At 45.5% G+C, this 15,724-nt stretch carries 19 protein-coding genes; 12 read left to right on the top strand and 7 right to left on the bottom strand.

What is annotated here, in order from left to right; translation table 11 throughout:
- The first annotated feature begins 2 nt into the window (after positions 1 to 2).
- Positions 3 to 365, top strand: coding sequence for a RidA family protein (locus KIO97_RS14360; protein WP_005534602.1), 363 nt, complete (start codon positions 3 to 5; stop codon positions 363 to 365).
- A 116-nt stretch (positions 366 to 481) separates the two neighbouring features.
- On the opposite strand, the gene KIO97_RS14355 is transcribed toward KIO97_RS14360, so the two are convergent.
- Positions 482 to 1,273 carry a PhzF family phenazine biosynthesis protein gene (locus tag KIO97_RS14355; RefSeq protein ID WP_285383115.1) on the bottom strand — a complete coding sequence of 264 codons (792 nt, stop codon included), beginning with the start codon at positions 1,271 to 1,273 and terminating at the stop codon, positions 482 to 484.
- Positions 1,274 to 1,462: 189 nt separating this feature from the next.
- Here KIO97_RS14355 and KIO97_RS14350 point away from each other — a divergent pair, with 189 nt between their 5' ends.
- Together KIO97_RS14350 and KIO97_RS14345 are read left to right on the top strand one after the other, a co-directional pair.
- Positions 1,463 to 1,996 carry a YbhB/YbcL family Raf kinase inhibitor-like protein gene (locus tag KIO97_RS14350; protein WP_285383113.1) on the top strand — a complete coding sequence of 178 codons (534 nt, stop codon included), beginning with the start codon at positions 1,463 to 1,465 and terminating at the stop codon, positions 1,994 to 1,996.
- A 31-nt stretch (positions 1,997 to 2,027) separates the two neighbouring features.
- Positions 2,028 to 2,810, top strand: coding sequence for a helix-turn-helix transcriptional regulator (locus KIO97_RS14345; RefSeq protein WP_285383111.1), 783 nt, complete (start codon positions 2,028 to 2,030; stop codon positions 2,808 to 2,810).
- A gap of 20 nt (positions 2,811 to 2,830) precedes the next feature.
- Here the strand turns inward: KIO97_RS14345 and KIO97_RS14340 are convergent, their stop codons facing one another.
- The 3 genes from KIO97_RS14340 to KIO97_RS14330 form a co-directional block, all read right to left on the bottom strand.
- Entirely contained in the window at positions 2,831 to 3,049 is a 219-nt protein-coding gene (locus KIO97_RS14340) for a hypothetical protein (RefSeq protein WP_005425122.1), read from the bottom strand.
- Between the two features lie 167 nt (positions 3,050 to 3,216).
- Complete coding sequence (gene arsB / locus KIO97_RS14335) at positions 3,217 to 4,272, bottom strand: ACR3 family arsenite efflux transporter (protein ID WP_045380000.1); 1,056 nt, start codon at positions 4,270 to 4,272, stop codon at positions 3,217 to 3,219.
- An 85-nt stretch (positions 4,273 to 4,357) separates the two neighbouring features.
- Positions 4,358 to 4,699, bottom strand: a complete 342-nt coding sequence (locus tag KIO97_RS14330) for a helix-turn-helix transcriptional regulator (RefSeq protein WP_005425131.1) — start codon at positions 4,697 to 4,699, stop codon at positions 4,358 to 4,360.
- Positions 4,700 to 4,969: 270 nt separating this feature from the next.
- On the opposite strand from KIO97_RS14330, the gene KIO97_RS14325 reads away from it, so the two are divergent.
- Both KIO97_RS14325 and KIO97_RS14320 read left to right on the top strand, forming a co-directional pair.
- The gene (locus KIO97_RS14325) at positions 4,970 to 5,554 is read left to right on the top strand and encodes an NAD(P)H-dependent oxidoreductase (protein ID WP_285383108.1); all 585 of its coding nucleotides are present in this window, start codon (positions 4,970 to 4,972) and stop codon (positions 5,552 to 5,554) included.
- Between the two features lie 167 nt (positions 5,555 to 5,721).
- Positions 5,722 to 6,090: a helix-turn-helix domain-containing protein gene (locus KIO97_RS14320; protein ID WP_285383106.1), complete on the top strand. Its 369-nt coding sequence runs from the start codon at positions 5,722 to 5,724 to the stop codon at positions 6,088 to 6,090.
- Between the two features lie 114 nt (positions 6,091 to 6,204).
- Here the strand turns inward: KIO97_RS14320 and KIO97_RS14315 are convergent, their stop codons facing one another.
- Entirely contained in the window at positions 6,205 to 6,744 is a 540-nt protein-coding gene (locus tag KIO97_RS14315; RefSeq protein WP_285383104.1) for a peroxiredoxin family protein, read from the bottom strand.
- A gap of 242 nt (positions 6,745 to 6,986) precedes the next feature.
- Positions 6,987 to 7,121 carry a hypothetical protein gene (locus KIO97_RS14310; protein ID WP_005425107.1) on the bottom strand — a complete coding sequence of 45 codons (135 nt, stop codon included), beginning with the start codon at positions 7,119 to 7,121 and terminating at the stop codon, positions 6,987 to 6,989.
- A 226-nt stretch (positions 7,122 to 7,347) separates the two neighbouring features.
- Between KIO97_RS14310 and KIO97_RS14305 the strand changes: the two genes are divergently transcribed.
- From KIO97_RS14305 to KIO97_RS14275, 7 genes are all read left to right on the top strand, one after another.
- On the top strand, positions 7,348 to 9,096 hold the full coding sequence (locus tag KIO97_RS14305; RefSeq protein WP_045379997.1) for an SgrR family transcriptional regulator: 1,749 nt from the start codon (positions 7,348 to 7,350) through the stop codon (positions 9,094 to 9,096).
- Between the two features lie 453 nt (positions 9,097 to 9,549).
- Positions 9,550 to 9,993 (top strand): PTS sugar transporter subunit IIA, encoded by a 444-nt coding sequence (locus tag KIO97_RS14300; protein WP_005425097.1) that lies wholly within the window; start codon positions 9,550 to 9,552, stop codon positions 9,991 to 9,993.
- Positions 9,994 to 10,005: 12 nt separating this feature from the next.
- Complete coding sequence (locus KIO97_RS14295; RefSeq protein WP_285383102.1) at positions 10,006 to 11,427, top strand: PTS mannitol transporter subunit IICB; 1,422 nt, start codon at positions 10,006 to 10,008, stop codon at positions 11,425 to 11,427.
- Positions 11,428 to 11,474: 47 nt separating this feature from the next.
- Entirely contained in the window at positions 11,475 to 12,746 is a 1,272-nt protein-coding gene (locus KIO97_RS14290) for a zinc-binding dehydrogenase (protein WP_285383101.1), read from the top strand.
- Between the two features lie 59 nt (positions 12,747 to 12,805).
- On the top strand, positions 12,806 to 13,324 hold the full coding sequence (locus KIO97_RS14285; protein ID WP_285383100.1) for an MltR family transcriptional regulator: 519 nt from the start codon (positions 12,806 to 12,808) through the stop codon (positions 13,322 to 13,324).
- Between the two features lie 9 nt (positions 13,325 to 13,333).
- The gene (locus KIO97_RS14280; protein WP_285383099.1) at positions 13,334 to 14,068 is read left to right on the top strand and encodes a nucleoside/nucleotide kinase family protein; all 735 of its coding nucleotides are present in this window, start codon (positions 13,334 to 13,336) and stop codon (positions 14,066 to 14,068) included.
- Between the two features lie 26 nt (positions 14,069 to 14,094).
- Positions 14,095 to 14,841 (top strand): phosphatase, encoded by a 747-nt coding sequence (locus KIO97_RS14275; RefSeq protein ID WP_285383098.1) that lies wholly within the window; start codon positions 14,095 to 14,097, stop codon positions 14,839 to 14,841.
- Between the two features lie 88 nt (positions 14,842 to 14,929).
- On the opposite strand, the gene KIO97_RS14270 is transcribed toward KIO97_RS14275, so the two are convergent.
- On the bottom strand, positions 14,930 to 15,676 hold the full coding sequence (locus KIO97_RS14270) for a hypothetical protein (RefSeq protein WP_285383097.1): 747 nt from the start codon (positions 15,674 to 15,676) through the stop codon (positions 14,930 to 14,932).
- Positions 15,677 to 15,724: the final 48 nt, after the last annotated feature.

Below are 15,724 nucleotides of genomic sequence, written 5' to 3'. Positions count from 1 at the left end.
ACATGACAATTCATCGTATTAATCCATGCAAACGTTGGTCTGATGTAACGGTGTTCAACGGTATTGCCAACTTTGTTGAGGTGGCAGAAGCAGATACAACTGCGGATATGAAAGGGCAAGTGCAGCAGATCTTCGACCAAGCTGAGCAAATGCTAGCCAGTGTTGATAGCGATAAGTCGCGCATTCTGTCTGTGACGATTTACGTGACGGATTTCGCTAACTTCGATGCCCTTAATGAAGTGTGGGATGCGTGGTTCCCTGAGGGCTGCGCACCAAGCCGTGCTTGCGTCAAAGTTGAATTGGCGAACCCTGAACTGTTAGTAGAAATGGCGTTCGTTGCTGCTGCGGGTGAGAAGTTCCAGTAGTTCGACATCACCCTAATTAAACCATCAAGCCCAGCGTTATCTTCAGCTCAGCGTTATGTTGTTCAATAACGCTGGGCTTTGTTCTATTGGTCTAATGCTAAAGACAAACTAAAGGTCTACACAAAAATCTTGCCTTTCATGTAGAGCACGCCGTCGCCAGATACTCTTACTTGTTCGCCAGTAACTTCGCAATGAAGAATACCTCCGCGCTGAGAAGCTTGGTAAGCGACCAGTGATGTTTTGCCTAATTCTTCTGCCCAGAACGGTGCTAATCCAGCGTGAATCGAGCCGGTTACGGGGTCTTCGTCGCCACCATTTGCAGGCCAAAAGTAACGCGACACAAAGTCTTGTTGATCGCCTTTCGCAGTAACGACCACATCGTAAGGAGTGAGTGTTTTGAGAAGTTCGGAACGGTATTGAACCTCAATTACCTCCTGCTGGCTGTCGACCACCACGAAGTAAGCTTGGGGGCTAAGCAGTACGCGTTCCACATCGCAACTTAAGCCTTCAATTAATGCCGAGGGAATATCAGAAACGGCTTTTGGAGGACGAGCAGGGAACGTCATCTCGATCTTACCTTGCGCATTCTTCTCTACAGTGAGCGTTCCTACTTCCAGAGTATGAAACTCAATCGTGCCACTAATGCCAAGCTCATCAAACAGCACTAACGACGAGGCCAGTGTGGCGTGTCCACAAAAGTCGATTTCAGTTATAGGAGAGAACCAACGAATCTCATATTGGTTTGCGCCAATGGATTTTAGAAAGGCCGTTTCCGATAAGTTGTTTTCTGTCGCGATACTTTGCATCAACTCTGGAGCAAGCCATTCCTCTAACGGCACCACCGCTGCAGAGTTGCCTTTGAATTGCGTATCGGTGAACGCGTCCACCACGTAGATATCTAGTTCCATTTACGCTTCCTTGTTTGCTTTTGGGCTAATCAGCATAAACGAAATAGGTCGCTGATAAGCACGAAATTGAAAATATTACTCAAAGTGTCACTTATTGGTTTAAAGTGACTCTTATTGATACTTAATGAGTGGTTGCTATTTCTTTTGGGGCATACACTTATCCCGAACTTAAGAAATAGGAGCATCATCATGAAAGCAATCACTACATCAGTTTTGGCATTAAGCTTATTGGCAGTGGGTTCAGCTCAAGCATTTGAGTTAACCAGTAATGACATCCAAGAAGGCCATCCAATGGCCAAAACGTTTGAATACAACAGTTGGGGCTGTGATGGTGGCAACCAGTCTCCACAGCTGATGTGGAAAGATGCGCCTGCAGGCACAAAAAGCTTTGCAATCACGGCTTATGACCCAGATGCGCCTACTGGCAGTGGTTTCTGGCACTGGGTTGCGTTTAATATTCCTGCTAACGTGAATGAACTTCCACGCGGTGTGAACATTGAGAAATTGGGTGGTAAAGAGTCTCGTATTGATTACGGCACCGTAGGCTTTGGTGGTGTTTGTCCTCCAAAAGCGGACGGTATGCACCGTTACCAGTTCACAGTATGGGCGTTGCCAACGGCCAAACTAAATCTTGATGAGAATACACCTGCGGCGGTGGTTGGCTTTACACTAAATAGCATGGCGCTAGACAAAGCAAAACTGACGGCAACTTACACGCGCTAAGGTACTACAAAGGCGAAAGCAAGGGGAAACAATGAGTCATCAATATCAAATTACGATATTTCGTGCAGAGCAGTTACAGAAGCTTCGCAATGTGAGGATTCATTCCCCAAGCATTATTCAGATCATTACGGGTAGTAAGCGCCTTTTCTGGAAGGAATCGGCGCTGGATATTTCCCATTCTGAATTACTACTTTGCGAAGCTTCTGCATCGCTGAGCTTTGAGAACTTGCCACAGAAAGGGAAGTTTCTCTCCAGAATGTTTAGCTTCCATTGCTTACCGACAGACGCAATGCTTGAATTGAGCATGCGTGTCGGAACAAGGGATGAATCGCCGAGATTAGCCGCAGATAATGCGTTACATGAGACGTTAAATGCGCTGTATGCTTTTGAACAACATGGTATGAGCAAAGAGACACAAACTTTTTGGGTCATGGGTTTATATCAGCAGCTTGCGGAACGTGGAGCATTACACCACCTGTTTCTTAGCTCAAACATCACATTCAGCCAAAAATTGAGTCGTTACTTATCCTTCTCTCCCGGTGAAGAACATTCGTTGGAAGAGGCTGCTGAACGATTTGCCATGAGCCGGGCGACCATGATCCGTAAACTCAAGCAAGAAGGGACTCAATATCGAGAGGTGTTGGCAGAAGTACGTTTAAATCATGCATTGTATTTAATGCAAAATGGCCACTATAACGTTGCGATGTTGGCTCAACTTTGTGGCTATCAATCGGAAGGTCGTTTTAGTCAGCGTTTTAAAGGTAAATTCGGTCTTACCCCGAGTGATTACATCAAAACGGTGGTGATAAATTAAGCCGAGCCTTGGAAAGTGGCCTATGCGCGCTTGACCGGACGCAATGATGGTGAAGCGGAAGAATCTGCGACAGCTAAATCCGATAGAAGCTGTTGTAGCAACTCAGAAGCATGAACGTTCGCCTTTACTTTGTCGACATCACTCCAGCTCTTGCTGTTCTCTTCTTCAAGGTATTTGATGGTCTGTTGTGAAAGCTTCAGGACAGCGTGCCACTTCAGTTTTTTATATTCCAAATTCATATTTGAACTCCTATATGAATTCTTAATTTAAAACATTGTTCAAAACTTTGAGTTAGCATATTGGATTTTGTAAAGGTCTGTATGCCTAGCACCAAAATGAAAAAGCGCCCATCGCGATAACGATAGGCGCTCTTAGAGATTATACTCTTAAGGGTTATAACCTTTGGTTATTTATAGTATTTCTGCTTCATTTTGAGTGCTACGTTCACTAAAGCAATCAATACGGGTACTTCGATCAGTGGGCCAATGACACCAGCAAAAGCTTGGTCTGAGTTTAGGCCAAACACTGCGATGGAAACCGCAATTGCCAGTTCAAAGTTGTTGCCTGTTGCCGTGAAAGCAATCGACGCATTTTTGTCGTAGTCGATGCCCAGTTTCTTACCAACAAAGAAGCTAACAAAGAACATCAATACGAAGTAGATAGCCAGTGGAATTGCTACACGGAATACATCCATTGGCAGTTCAAGAATCATTTCACCTTTCAAGCTGAACATCAGTACTATGGTCGCAAGTAGGGCGATAAGCGTAATTGGTGAAATGCGAGGTATGAATACTTCGTTGTACCATTGTTCACCTTTCGCAGCCACTAACCATTTACGACTTAGGAAGCCCGCTAGGAATGGGATACCAAGGTAAATCAGAACGCTTTCAGCGATGTCCATCATCGAGATATCAACCACGAAACCTTCGTAACCAAAGACTGGTGGCAACACAGTGATGAACAACCATGCCATCACACTGTAAGTCACGATTTGGAAAGCACTGTTTAGTGCAACTAGAGCAGCGCCATATTCTTTGTTACCGCCACCGATATCGTTCCATACAAGCACCATCGCAATACAACGAGCAAGACCGATCAGAATGATACCGACCATGTAACCCGGATGATCACCTAGGAAAGTCAATGCAAGGATGAACATCAAAATAGGGCCGACAATCCAGTTCATGACCAAAGACAGTGTGATCGCTTTTTTATCTTTCGTCACTGTACCTAGCAGGTTGTAGTTCACCTTTGCTAGCGGCGGGTACATCATCAAAATCAAACCAATCGCGAGCGGTACGTTCGTGCTGCCGACTGACATTGACTCATTCCACTCAGCAACTTGAGGGAACGCTGCGCCAATACCTACACCGATTGCCATTGCGACAAAAATCCACACCGTTAGGTAACGGTCCAAGAAGCTCATTTTGTCGCTGGCACTATTTAAAACTTGAGTAGTCATAGTGTTCTCTTATTCGTTTATCGTCGAAAGGCGATAGTTAAAGGTATAGTTTATCTCTGCACGCCTGACCAGCGTGCAAAGGGAATTAATCAAATAACTTGGAAAAGCCTAGATTGAACTGATCAAACGCGTCGCGTTGAATGCGGTAACACACCTTAGGTGGGTTTGGCTCGGCGCTGATAAAGCCTGCTTGCTTTAAAATACGCAAGTGCTCGGAAACCGTAGATTGCGCAAGACCCAGCTCAGAAACCAAATCACTGTTCAAACAACCGCCCATGGTATCGAGCGTGTGCAGGATATGCAGAATGCGCAAACGTGCTGGATGAGATAAAGCTTTTGCTTGTGCTGCTAGAGTTTGTTCTTTCTCTAGTTGTTGTTGCGTTGTTTGAAAAGCAACTTCGCACTTGTCGTTGCATTTATCACTCATTCGCTGGCCTTAATAGTTAATCGTCGAATTGCGATAAAGTGTACGCCTGCTCTGTGGAAGATGCAACAATTCGATGAAAAATCTAATCGGGAAATAACGATAAATAAAAAGTTGAAAAAATATCTCTTTTAAAAACAGGGGTATAATCAAAAGTCTAGTAGGTTACTAAAAGTTAACTAATTGCACTATATTTCTAGGTTACCATAATAAACCACATGCGACGCACAATGGTTATCGCGTCATCTTGTGAACTTATTTAAGGGTAATCCTATGAGCAACGTACTGATCATCAATGCACACGAACCATCACCATATTCAGAAGGTCGTCTAAATGCTTCTCTAGTTGATAAAGCACAGACGCTTCTACAAGCAAAAGACCATGACGTTCGCGTTGTGACAATGCAAGATGAGATCAACGTAGATGAGCAACTCGCACACTTCGAATGGGCTGATCGCGTGATCATCCAAAGCCCAATCAACTGGATGTCTGTGCCTTGGTCATTCAAAAAATACATGGACGATGTTTTTACTGCGGGTATGGGCGGCGCACTGTGTGCATTCGATGGTCGTAGCGCAGAAGAACCAAAGAAAAACTATGGTACAGGCGGCACTCAAACCAACAGCAAATACATGCTGTCACTGACATTCAACGCGCCAGAAGAATCGTTTGATGATGAGAACGAATACCTATTCCAAGGTAAAGGCGTGGACGATTTGATGTTCCACATGCACGCAAACTTCCGTTTCTTTGGTATGTCAGCACTGCCTACATTTGCTTGCTACGACGTGATGAAGAACGCAGATATCGAAAACGATTTTGTTCGTTTCGAAGCGCACATTAACGAAAACTTCTAATCCTTTTAGAAACATAGTGCGAACTGAATGATGAATTGAGATCGACTGCTGCATGCGGTCCATTTTTATTTGTTTGCGGCGCCGTGACGTTTTTATTACTCTAAAGCACTAAATGTATCTAGCTTACTTTTCGTTACCTAGATTAGGTGCGTATCTTGAGGTGTATTGTGGAAAGCAAAATCAGTGTAGATAGCAAAGGTCGTAAGTCAGTGACGAACGTATGTGCGGAGCCATGTGCTATCGAGAAAGGGATGCGTCTAATTGGTGGTAAATGGAAAGGCTCTTTGATTTTTCATTTGAAAGATGGCCCAGTTCGTTTCAATGATCTGGCACGCATGCTAGGCGGCGCAAGCAAAAAGATGATCGACCAACGCCTTAAAGAGCTAGAAGCGGAAGGTATGGTGGTGCGCAAAGTGATTAGCGACCGACCAATTGCAGTCAGCTATGAGCTCACTGACTTTGGCCGTACCGCACTTAAAATTCTTGATGATTTGCGAATCTGGTCTGAGACTCACCAGATTGAGTTGCGTAAATAACGCGGCCTGTTGTATCTCATCATCACTTAACGGTTTAAGCCAATAAAAATGCCAGCATGTCGCTGGCATTTTTTATGTTTGATTGTTGTCTGGAACTGATTAGGCGTAATCCGTTTAGTATTCCAACGTACCGCGGATAGGGTAGTTGTTGTCTGGATTACGAATCCAAGCCAAACCACGTGATAGCGCGCCAAGCTCAGGGCGAACAAACGGGTTGTTTGAAATATCCACCACGTGCAAGTTGCCGTGTTCATTTACTACAAACAGACCTGGTTCTGCGAAGTTATGGTCAGTCTCTTGCTCTGAACGAGGCAGTGAAATGTACAGACCTAATGTTTTCATTTGTTCTTCGGTTAGGCCGTAAGCAATCGGGAAGCTGATTTCGAGTTTTTCTAGATGCCCCTCAAGCTGCTCTTTTGAATCGCCTGAAACCGCAAGAATATCAACGCCTGCTTCTGCGAACGCTTGCTTGTAGCCCTCTAACTCATTGAGGTATTTGGTACAAAGAGGACAGTGTTTACCACGATAAACGAATACGGCTTGCCAAGTCGCATCACCTTTCGGCTGACCTAACGTCACGCTTGAACCATCTAGCAAGGTTGCTTGAAGAGAAGGGAAGCTGTCGCCTGCTTTAAGTTTCACTGAAGTTGCCATAATGACTCCCGAATTGGTGGTATATATCCATGGATTCCCCTTCTCAATAAAAGCGATTGTGTAGGGGGTGAGACTTCAATGTAGACCCAGTTTTATGGCATTTCAACTAGTTAACTTTTGGTAACCTAGATAATGAATGGCAAGAAAAAGAAACAGTTAGAAGAGGAAAGCAGAACTTAAAGATACAACGAAGTGGGGGTGTAGTATCAGGAGTTAAGTTCTGCTTGGAGTTGTAAGTTATGTTATGACCAATTCAATAACTCTTTCATGTTTAGTAGCGCGATCACTTCCAACTTGTTTTTTGATTGTGCGATACGCTGTTGGAAATAAGCAGCCATCTTAGGCCACGCTTTTGCAGGTCTTTTATGGATTCGCATGATATTTCCTCCTTCGTGTTGACAGGGTCAGTATGCGAAGAAAAGGGGAGCTGAAAAAGAGAGCAGATTTCTGTGGTTTATTCCTAATAAGCTCGAAAGGGGAGCTAACTCTCCGATTTTTGGCTTTGTTTAGACAAAAAGGGGAACAAAGTGAACGGAAGTTTTCTTATTTTCTCTTGGATAAGTTGAGTAAAATAAACCTATCTCCACTTTTTGAGGATACGCAGTGTCTGATCTCAACTTGTTCCGCTACTACCAACGACTGACACCATTAGGTGTTGGTAGTGAAGTCAAAACCACGTTGCAGGAAGTGGCAGATTTGCTGTTCACTTCTCCTCGTCATGCGCGCAGCTTGTTGTCGCAAATGCAGGCACTAATGTGGTTAAGTTGGCAGCCAAAAGCGGGCCGCAATCAGCGTTCGACATTGCTGCTAAATATAGAGTTAAGCGCGCTAAAAGAGAGCTTAGCTTTGGAGCGCATTAAGCTGGGGAAGTACGAAAAAGCGCTAGCGATTCTCGATGAAGACGAAACTGCTTTTGGACGTTTGCTCAAAACCACTTCAGGTGCATCGGTTCAAGAAGGTCGACTCAATATCCAGCTGACTTATAAGCGTATGTTTGAACGTATCGTCCCTCACCAACTTCACCGCAGCAGTGAGCGCTTCTTTCTGCGTCAAATCTATTGTTGCTTAGTATCGAGTGACTACAACGGTGTGGTAAAGCCAGAGTTGGCCCACCATTGGCGCTATGATGAGAAGAGCTTTGAGTGGACATTTTACCTTCGCCCCGGTCTAACGTTTCATAATGGGGCGCCGATTGATGCTGATACCGTGGTGAGTCTATTTGCCAAACTGAGTTCGTTGGAGTATTACCAGAAAGAGTTGGCTCACGTTACCGACATCACTGCACCAAACCCTCTTAAAGTAGTGTTTACCCTGAGCAAGCCAGATTTGGGGTTTGCAGGGCTTATATCTGGGGTGAAATACGGCATTCAACCCGTTAGCCAAGTAAACGTAGCCAACAACAACTTGGTGATTGGTAGTGGCCCGTTTTCGGTGATTGAGCACAATGCGAATCGACTAAAGCTGAAAGCTTTCGATGCTTATTACGCTTGCCGTGTACTTACCGACATAGTGACGATTTGGATCGTCAACGATGAGAAAATGGAGAATCCTTCACTCACTGGTAGTGTGCCTATCAACGTTAGTGAGACTTTGTGTGGTCATTATGTTTCGACTCAAGATGACAAAGCGCCTCATGATGGTCAACACACTCGAACTGAAGATGGTTGCTTGTTTGCTCTGTTCAACCATCATGCTAAACAGCCTCTGTCTCGTGCTCAGCGCCGTTATATTGCAGAGTTGATTCAACCTGAGCGTTTGGCAGAAGCGATGCGAAAAGAAAATACAGTGTTTCGCAGCGTTCCTGCTTCCAACTTACTACCTAGTTGGAAGCCCGTTTTACGTCCTTTTGGGGACAGAACCAAGTTACCGAAGACCATCACTATCGCGGGTTACAACTACACTGCGCTTCGTCGCTGCGCTCGTGCTATTTCTTCTCTGCTGGCATTGGAAGGCTGTAAAGTTGAGACGATCATGTATTCCTACAGAGAGCTAAATGAAAAAGCGGAAAATGGAACGCTAGACGAGACGCTGGTGGTGACTAACACCACTTCTGATGACAGCCGTCATGTCTCCGCTTTTACTAACTTCTTTAGCAATGATGTTTTGTACCATACATTAGGTGAAGAAAATGCGCAGTGGCTTGATGAGCAATTGGAAAAGGTGAGGTCGTTGGTTCCCCTTGAAGATTACTTAGTTGCGCTTGAGCCTATTGCTTCAACACTGGTCAGTGAATACTGGATCGCACCAATGTTCCACCATACTCAGACACTGCGTTTCCAAGGTGTTTTAGAAGACGTCGCTCTCACTAACTGGGGTTGGCCGGATATTCGATCAGTATGGTCAGCAGATTAATCAAACCCGCCGCTCGGCGGGTTTTTTGTGTCTTTTCTCTTCCGACCTTCCGCTAGCTCTATGCTGAAACTAAGCAACGTTTCGATTTCTTTTAGCAAACAAGTGTGATGATTATCCCTGTTTGAAACTCACTAGCGCCGAATTAGTGAAAAATGAAGTTTGAATTTAATCACGATAAATAGCGAGTCAAGAGTCGTAATGTGATCGAGATAAATTATTGCGAATTTCTAGAAATGTTTGGATAGGTGCGGTGGTTCAAATTATGCCTATTGACATGTTGCTGAAAGAAAATTTGTTGCTAACTTTCTTTGTCTATTTTTGAGCTACGTTCATTAAAACAAATTGACAGCCATTTAATTGTGATTTGTTGCACAAAAGAGGCGTGCTTGCGCGGTTCTACGACTCTTATTGATAATTAACCCATCGAAACCGAACTGTTGATAGGGTTTAAAAATGCTGTATGAATTAATCGACCACGAACTAGTAGATGTTATTAATGACCGCGCTTACCAATGGCAAGACGCAGTTAAAAAGACAACGCAATACCTAGAAGACAAAGGTTACGTTTCTCAGCAATACGCGGATGCCATCATCCAATCGACCGAAGAAAATGGTCCTTACTATGTGTTGTGCCCTGGACTGGCGATGCCACATGCTCGCCCAGAAACCGGTGTCCTAAAAACGGGCTTGGGCATTCATATTTTCCCTTCACCAGTTGATTTTGGTTCGGACCTTGGTCCTGCCAACATTCTAATTACCCTAGCTGCAAAAGACTCTGATACCCACATTGAGGTGATTCAAGCGCTGAGCGAGATGTTTGTGGACGAAGAGAACATTGCAAAACTGGCACAAGCTTCATCTAAGGAACAAGTGCTAGACATAATAAAAGCATACTAAAAGGAACATAACGTGAAAGCAAACATGCGAGCCAATGTGCAAGCCTTCGGGGGTCATTTGACCGCCATGGTGCTGCCAAATATCGGAGCCTTCATCGCTTGGGGCTTTATTACTGCACTCTTTATCCCAACAGGTTGGATGCCAAACGAAGCATTTGGAGAACTCGTTGGTCCAATGATTACTTACTTATTACCACTGTTGATCGGTTATACCGGCGGTCAAATTGTTGGTGATAAACGCGGCGCGGTAGCCGGCGCCATCGGTACCATGGGTGTTATCGTTGGTGCGGATATTCCGATGTTCGTCGGCGCGATGATCATGGGTCCTCTCAGTGCTTGGGTTGTGGTGCAAATGGATAAACGAATCCAACACCGTATTCCTTCTGGTTTTGAGATGGTGGTGAACAACTTCTCACTAGGTATTGTGGGCATGATCCTGTGTCTGTTCGCCTACGAGATTGTTGGCCCGGCGGTAACGGCGGCAAACTTGTTTGTGAAATCAGGCATCGAAGCCTTGGTGGCGACGGGATTCCTTCCTTTGCTTGCAATCATCAACGAGCCTGCGAAAGTGCTGTTCCTAAATAACGCTATCGACCAAGGTATTTATTACCCACTAGGTCTGCAGGCCGCAGCTGAAACAGGTAAGTCTATCTTCTTTATGGTGGCATCTAACCCAGGCCCGGGTCTTGGTATGCTGCTGGCTTACGCGAAGTTTGGTCAAGGTTTGTCTAAACGCTCTGCGCCAAGTGCCATCATCATTCACTTCTTCGGTGGTATTCATGAGCTGTACTTCCCGTACGTGTTAATGAAGCCAATCATGATCTTGGCAATGATTGCGGGTGCAGCGACAGGTATCGCAACTTTTAACCTACTTGATGCAGGTTTGGTTGCAGGTCCAAGTCCAGGTTCAATCTTCTCTTACCTAGCATTGACTCCGAAAGGCAGCTTCCTAGCGACCATCGCAGGTGTCACAACAGCAACAATTGTTTCCTTCCTTGTCGCAAGTGCGATTCTGAAGATGAGCAAAGCAGAGGACAAAGAAGATGAGTTTGAACAGTCTGTCTCTGATATGAAAGACATGAAAGCAGAAGGCGCAATCAAACCAGTTGCTGCTGCAACACAAGAAGTAAACAAACCAATTTCATTTGTCGCATTCGCTTGTGATGCGGGGATGGGCTCAAGTGCGATGGGTGCTTCAACCTTCAAACGCAAGTTAGTTCAAGCCGGGATTGATATTGAAGTGAAGAACTTCGCCATCGAAAAAGTCCCAAGTGAAGCCGACATTGTCGTGACGCACGAAAGCTTAGAAAGTCGAGCCATCAAAGCAACAGGCTTGCCAGTGGTCACGATTAAGAACTTCCTCAACGATCCAGCGCTCGATGAGCTGATGGACAAGATTAAGCAACAAACGGTCGCAACTGAGCAACCAGCCTAACAATGCAGTATGGGGTGGCTCCTTCCACCCCATTTAGGAGAGAAATCATGGTACAAACAACGGCAGCGGTTATCTGTGGTGAGAAAGACGTTCAACTAAGAACCTTTGATTTGCCAAGCATTTCAGCCGATGAACTTCTGGTTAAAAACATTTCAAACAGCATTTGCTTGTCCACTTACAAAGCGGCATTGTTAGGTAGCAAACACAAACGCGTACCTGAGAACATCGATGAAGTGCCAGTGATGACAGGTCATGAATACGCAGGTGTGATTGTTGAAGTTGGTGAGAACCTAAAAGACCAATACAAAGCAGGCGATTACTTTGTATTGCAACCAGCAATGGGTTTGCCTAGTGGTTATTCTGCGGGTTACAGCTACGAAACCTTTGGTGGCAACGCAACGTATTCCATCATTCCTAAAATTGCTATCGACTTAGGCTGTGTACTGCCTTACCACGGAGACTACTTTGCAGATGCGTCTTTGGCTGAACCAATGTCATGCATCATCGGTGCTTACCACGCGAGTTACCACACTACGCAATACGTGTACGAGCACGATATGGGCATCAAAGAGGGTGGAGCGTTAGCGCTGTTAGCGTGTGCTGGCCCTATGGGGATTGGCGCGATTGACTACGCGATTAACGGCCCAGTGAAGCCAAAACTGATTGTGGTGACAGACATCGACGCTGCACGCTTAGACCGAGCTGAGTGCTTAATTCCGGTTGAGAAAGCAAAAGAGCAGGGCGTTGAACTGCATTACGTGAACACCGCTCAAGTCGATGACCCTGTGACTTATCTGAAAGCGCTGAACGATGGCAAAGGCTACGACGACGTGATGGTGTATGCAGCGGTATCGCAAGTGCTAGAACAAGCCGATGAGCTGTTGGGTAACGATGGCTGCCTAAACTTCTTCGCAGGCCCTACCGATAAGAAATTCAAAGTACCGTTTAACTTCTACAACGTGCATTACGAATCAACGCACATTGTGGGCACGTCTGGCGGCTCGACCGGTGACATGGTGGAATCTATCGAGTTGTCTTCACAAGGTAAGATCAATCCATCGTTCATGATCACCCACGTTGGTGGCCTGCAAGCTGCACCACATACGATTTTGAATCAACTGGATATTCCGGGTGGTAAGAAGTTGATTTACCCACATATCGACCTGCCATTGACCGCGATTGATGATTTCCTATCGTTGGCAGACCAAGACCCGTTCTTCGCCGAATTAGACGCAATTTTGAACGCGAATAACTATGTGTGGAACGCACATGCAGAAAAAGCGTTACTTGAGTTTTATGACGTGAGCTTAACGGTTTAGTTGCAACGAATTTGTGTGGTAGCCTTTGCGCTGCCACATAATGGAGAGGTCATAATACGTTGTCACGTGAAGACGAATTACTGGAGAAACTGGACGAGTGCGAAAATGCGACTGCGTTTCTTCAGGTTTCTAACAAAATAATTAACCTCAAGTTAAAAGCATTACTTCCGAGCGTGTTCGTCCAAGGAGATCTGGTGAAGGAGTATGCTGTGGATCCTTTATTGAAAGAAGATGGTCCGTTGGTGACGACCGATGTGGTATCGAAGCTGATGTTTGCGATGGGCAAAATCTCTTTGGAAACTTACGCCGATATCGGACTGTACGATCAGGTCTTGGAGTACGTGGTTAGCCAACCGGAGAAAGTCGAATTTGCGGATGACGTGATTTACGACTTCATCAAAAACCAAGCGGTACTCTCTTCTCAGCAAGACAGCTTTTATCTTGAGTCGATCAATCAGCTTAAGTTCTCTTCGTTTGAGTCCTTTTCGCAAATGAGATACGAATCTCTCATCAAAACAGTGTTGAAGCTGTCGTGTGAAATGTTGATAGAAAGAATCGAAGGGGAGATCAATCAATAAGGGTTCACCATGAAAGTGAATTTAAACGTCAGTGGTTTTGAAACCGAAGCTACCTTTCCCGATGCCGACGTAAAGCGAATCCATCAACCTCTTATCGAAAAGTTTACCCGTTTATATCATGAGAAGCAGGAACGTATTGTCGTATTCTTGTGTGCCCCTCCGGGCAGCGGTAAGTCAACCTTAGCTGCGTTCTGGGAACACCTTTCTGAACAAGATGAAAACCAAGAGCCACTTCAGGTTCTGCCTTTTGATGGTTTTCACTATCCGAACGAAATCCTCGACAGCAACACCATTGAGCGTAATGGCGAAGTTGTTCCGCTGCGCAGCATTAAAGGTTCTTACGAAACGTTCAATCTCACCGAGCTTATCGATAAGCTGAAACAGCTTAAAGTGAAAGACAGCAAATGGCCTTACTACGACCGCAACTTACATGATCCGGTTGATGATGCCATTCAGGTTAACCGTAATATTGTCGTCGTCGAGGGCAACTGGCTGCTGCTTGATGAACCGGTATGGAAAGAACTGCACCGCTTGGCCGATTTCACGGTGTTTATTGATACCCAAGCGGAGTTTCTACAAGAGCGTTTAGTCAATCGTAAGATTCGTGGCGGTACAGATCCAGAAGCCGCATTGGAGTTCTATTTACGTTCTGATGCGGTCAACGTTGATAAAGTTCTGAATCACTCGATTCCTGCTGACTTATCGTTGTTTCTCAATCAAAACGGTTCGTTCGAAATTCGATAGTTCGTCCACAATCTCAGGAGGTCACCATGGATATCGTGATTGATAGCCACACCCATACTATTGCCAGTGGACACGCTTACAGCACCATTTTAGAGAACGCATTGTCTGCCAAGAATAAGGGGCTAAAACTTCTTTGTACCACCGATCATGCTCCCGAGATGCCAGGAGCCCCTCACTACTGGCATTTCAACAATCAAAGAATTTTGCCCCGCTTTTTACACGATGTAGGTATTCTCCGTGGCGTAGAAGCCAACACGCTGAATGTGAAAGGGGAGATAGACTTACCACCGTCCTCTGACCAACATCTCGACTGGGTGATTGCGAGCTTCCATGAACCCGTATTCAAGCCAGCAACGGAAGCTGAGCATACCGCTGCCCTGATAAATGCCATTAAAAGTGGCAGAGTGGATGTTCTTGGCCACTTAGGTAACCCAAATTACCCATTCGATATAGAACAGGTTTTGCGCTGTGCCAAAGAACACAATGTCGCAATTGAAGTTAACAATACGTCTTTGACGGGCAAAAGCCGTAAGGGCAGTGATTCCCGTTGTGATCGCATTGTCGAGCTCGGCAAAGAGATTGGCGTTTACTTCAGCACAGGGTCGGATGCTCACTTTTGTGAAGAGATCTCCAAGTTAGATTTGTCAATTGCTTTGCTGGAAAAACATGGTGTTGAAGAAGAGAAGATACTCACTACGTCGACGAGCCGATTCTTGAACTTCTTACTGCTGAGAGGTAAGGCGAGGATCCCTGAGTTCGAAGCACTCTATTGATAAGCTAGTGGCCCAAACGGCTATCTACAAGAAAGCATAAACCCGCAATCTGCGGGTTTTTGTTCGTTCAGGATAATCCAGTACAGCACTATAGCGGTGACTCCACCACAACATACTTACGTTCGGCTCTAAGTGGTGCAAACCAAGTATTCTTGTATTTGAAATAGCTCTGTCCGTTGACGACCACAGTTTCTTTAGTGTGAGGCAAGGAGTCTACGATTTCACCGATTTTGCAAGGACTTGGCTCTGGTTTCGGCACTGGTGGTTTTTGATGCACTCTTGCAGTGTGTGATCTTATTGGTGGCGCGACGGTTTGCTTCGACGCCGAAGCATCACTTACCGCCGAAGAAGTCCCTACACGGTTATCACGTAAAATGGTGTAGTTACCGCTTGGTGGATAACGAACATACACATAGCGGACACCATCACGACGGTAATAGGAATCATGAACGATGGCATAGGTGACGCCAGCGAAAACGGCGAAGGTCGCAATGCCCACTAAATCACTGTGATAATAATAGTAACGCCCGCGATAAGGCGGATACCAGTACCCTGGCCTCACATAGATGAATGACGAATGATAACGCGGAGGTCTCACGCTATACGGCGGTCGATGATAGTAGGGTGGCCGGTAATAGGGCGGACGATAATATGGCCGATGGTGATAGTAGGGCGGCTTGATTGGCCTATAAGGGCGATTGACGGAATGTAAATCGTGTTTATCTCCCGGTTGGGTGATCGGTTTTACGGCTGTCTTCATTTGTTGTTGCGCAGACACGACTGTAGGCGCACACAGCCAGAGAATAGCGGTTGTTATGACCCAGATGCTTCTCATAATGCCTTCCTCCACCGTTTGGAGTCTCGAAGCGGTAATAAGTAAGTT

It is taken from the genome of Vibrio sp. B181a (assembly GCF_030248375.1).
GTDB lineage: Bacteria > Pseudomonadota > Gammaproteobacteria > Enterobacterales > Vibrionaceae > Vibrio > Vibrio campbellii.
The sequence above is the reverse complement of the archived record's forward strand: the minus strand, read 5'-3'. Positions and strand labels throughout refer to the sequence as shown.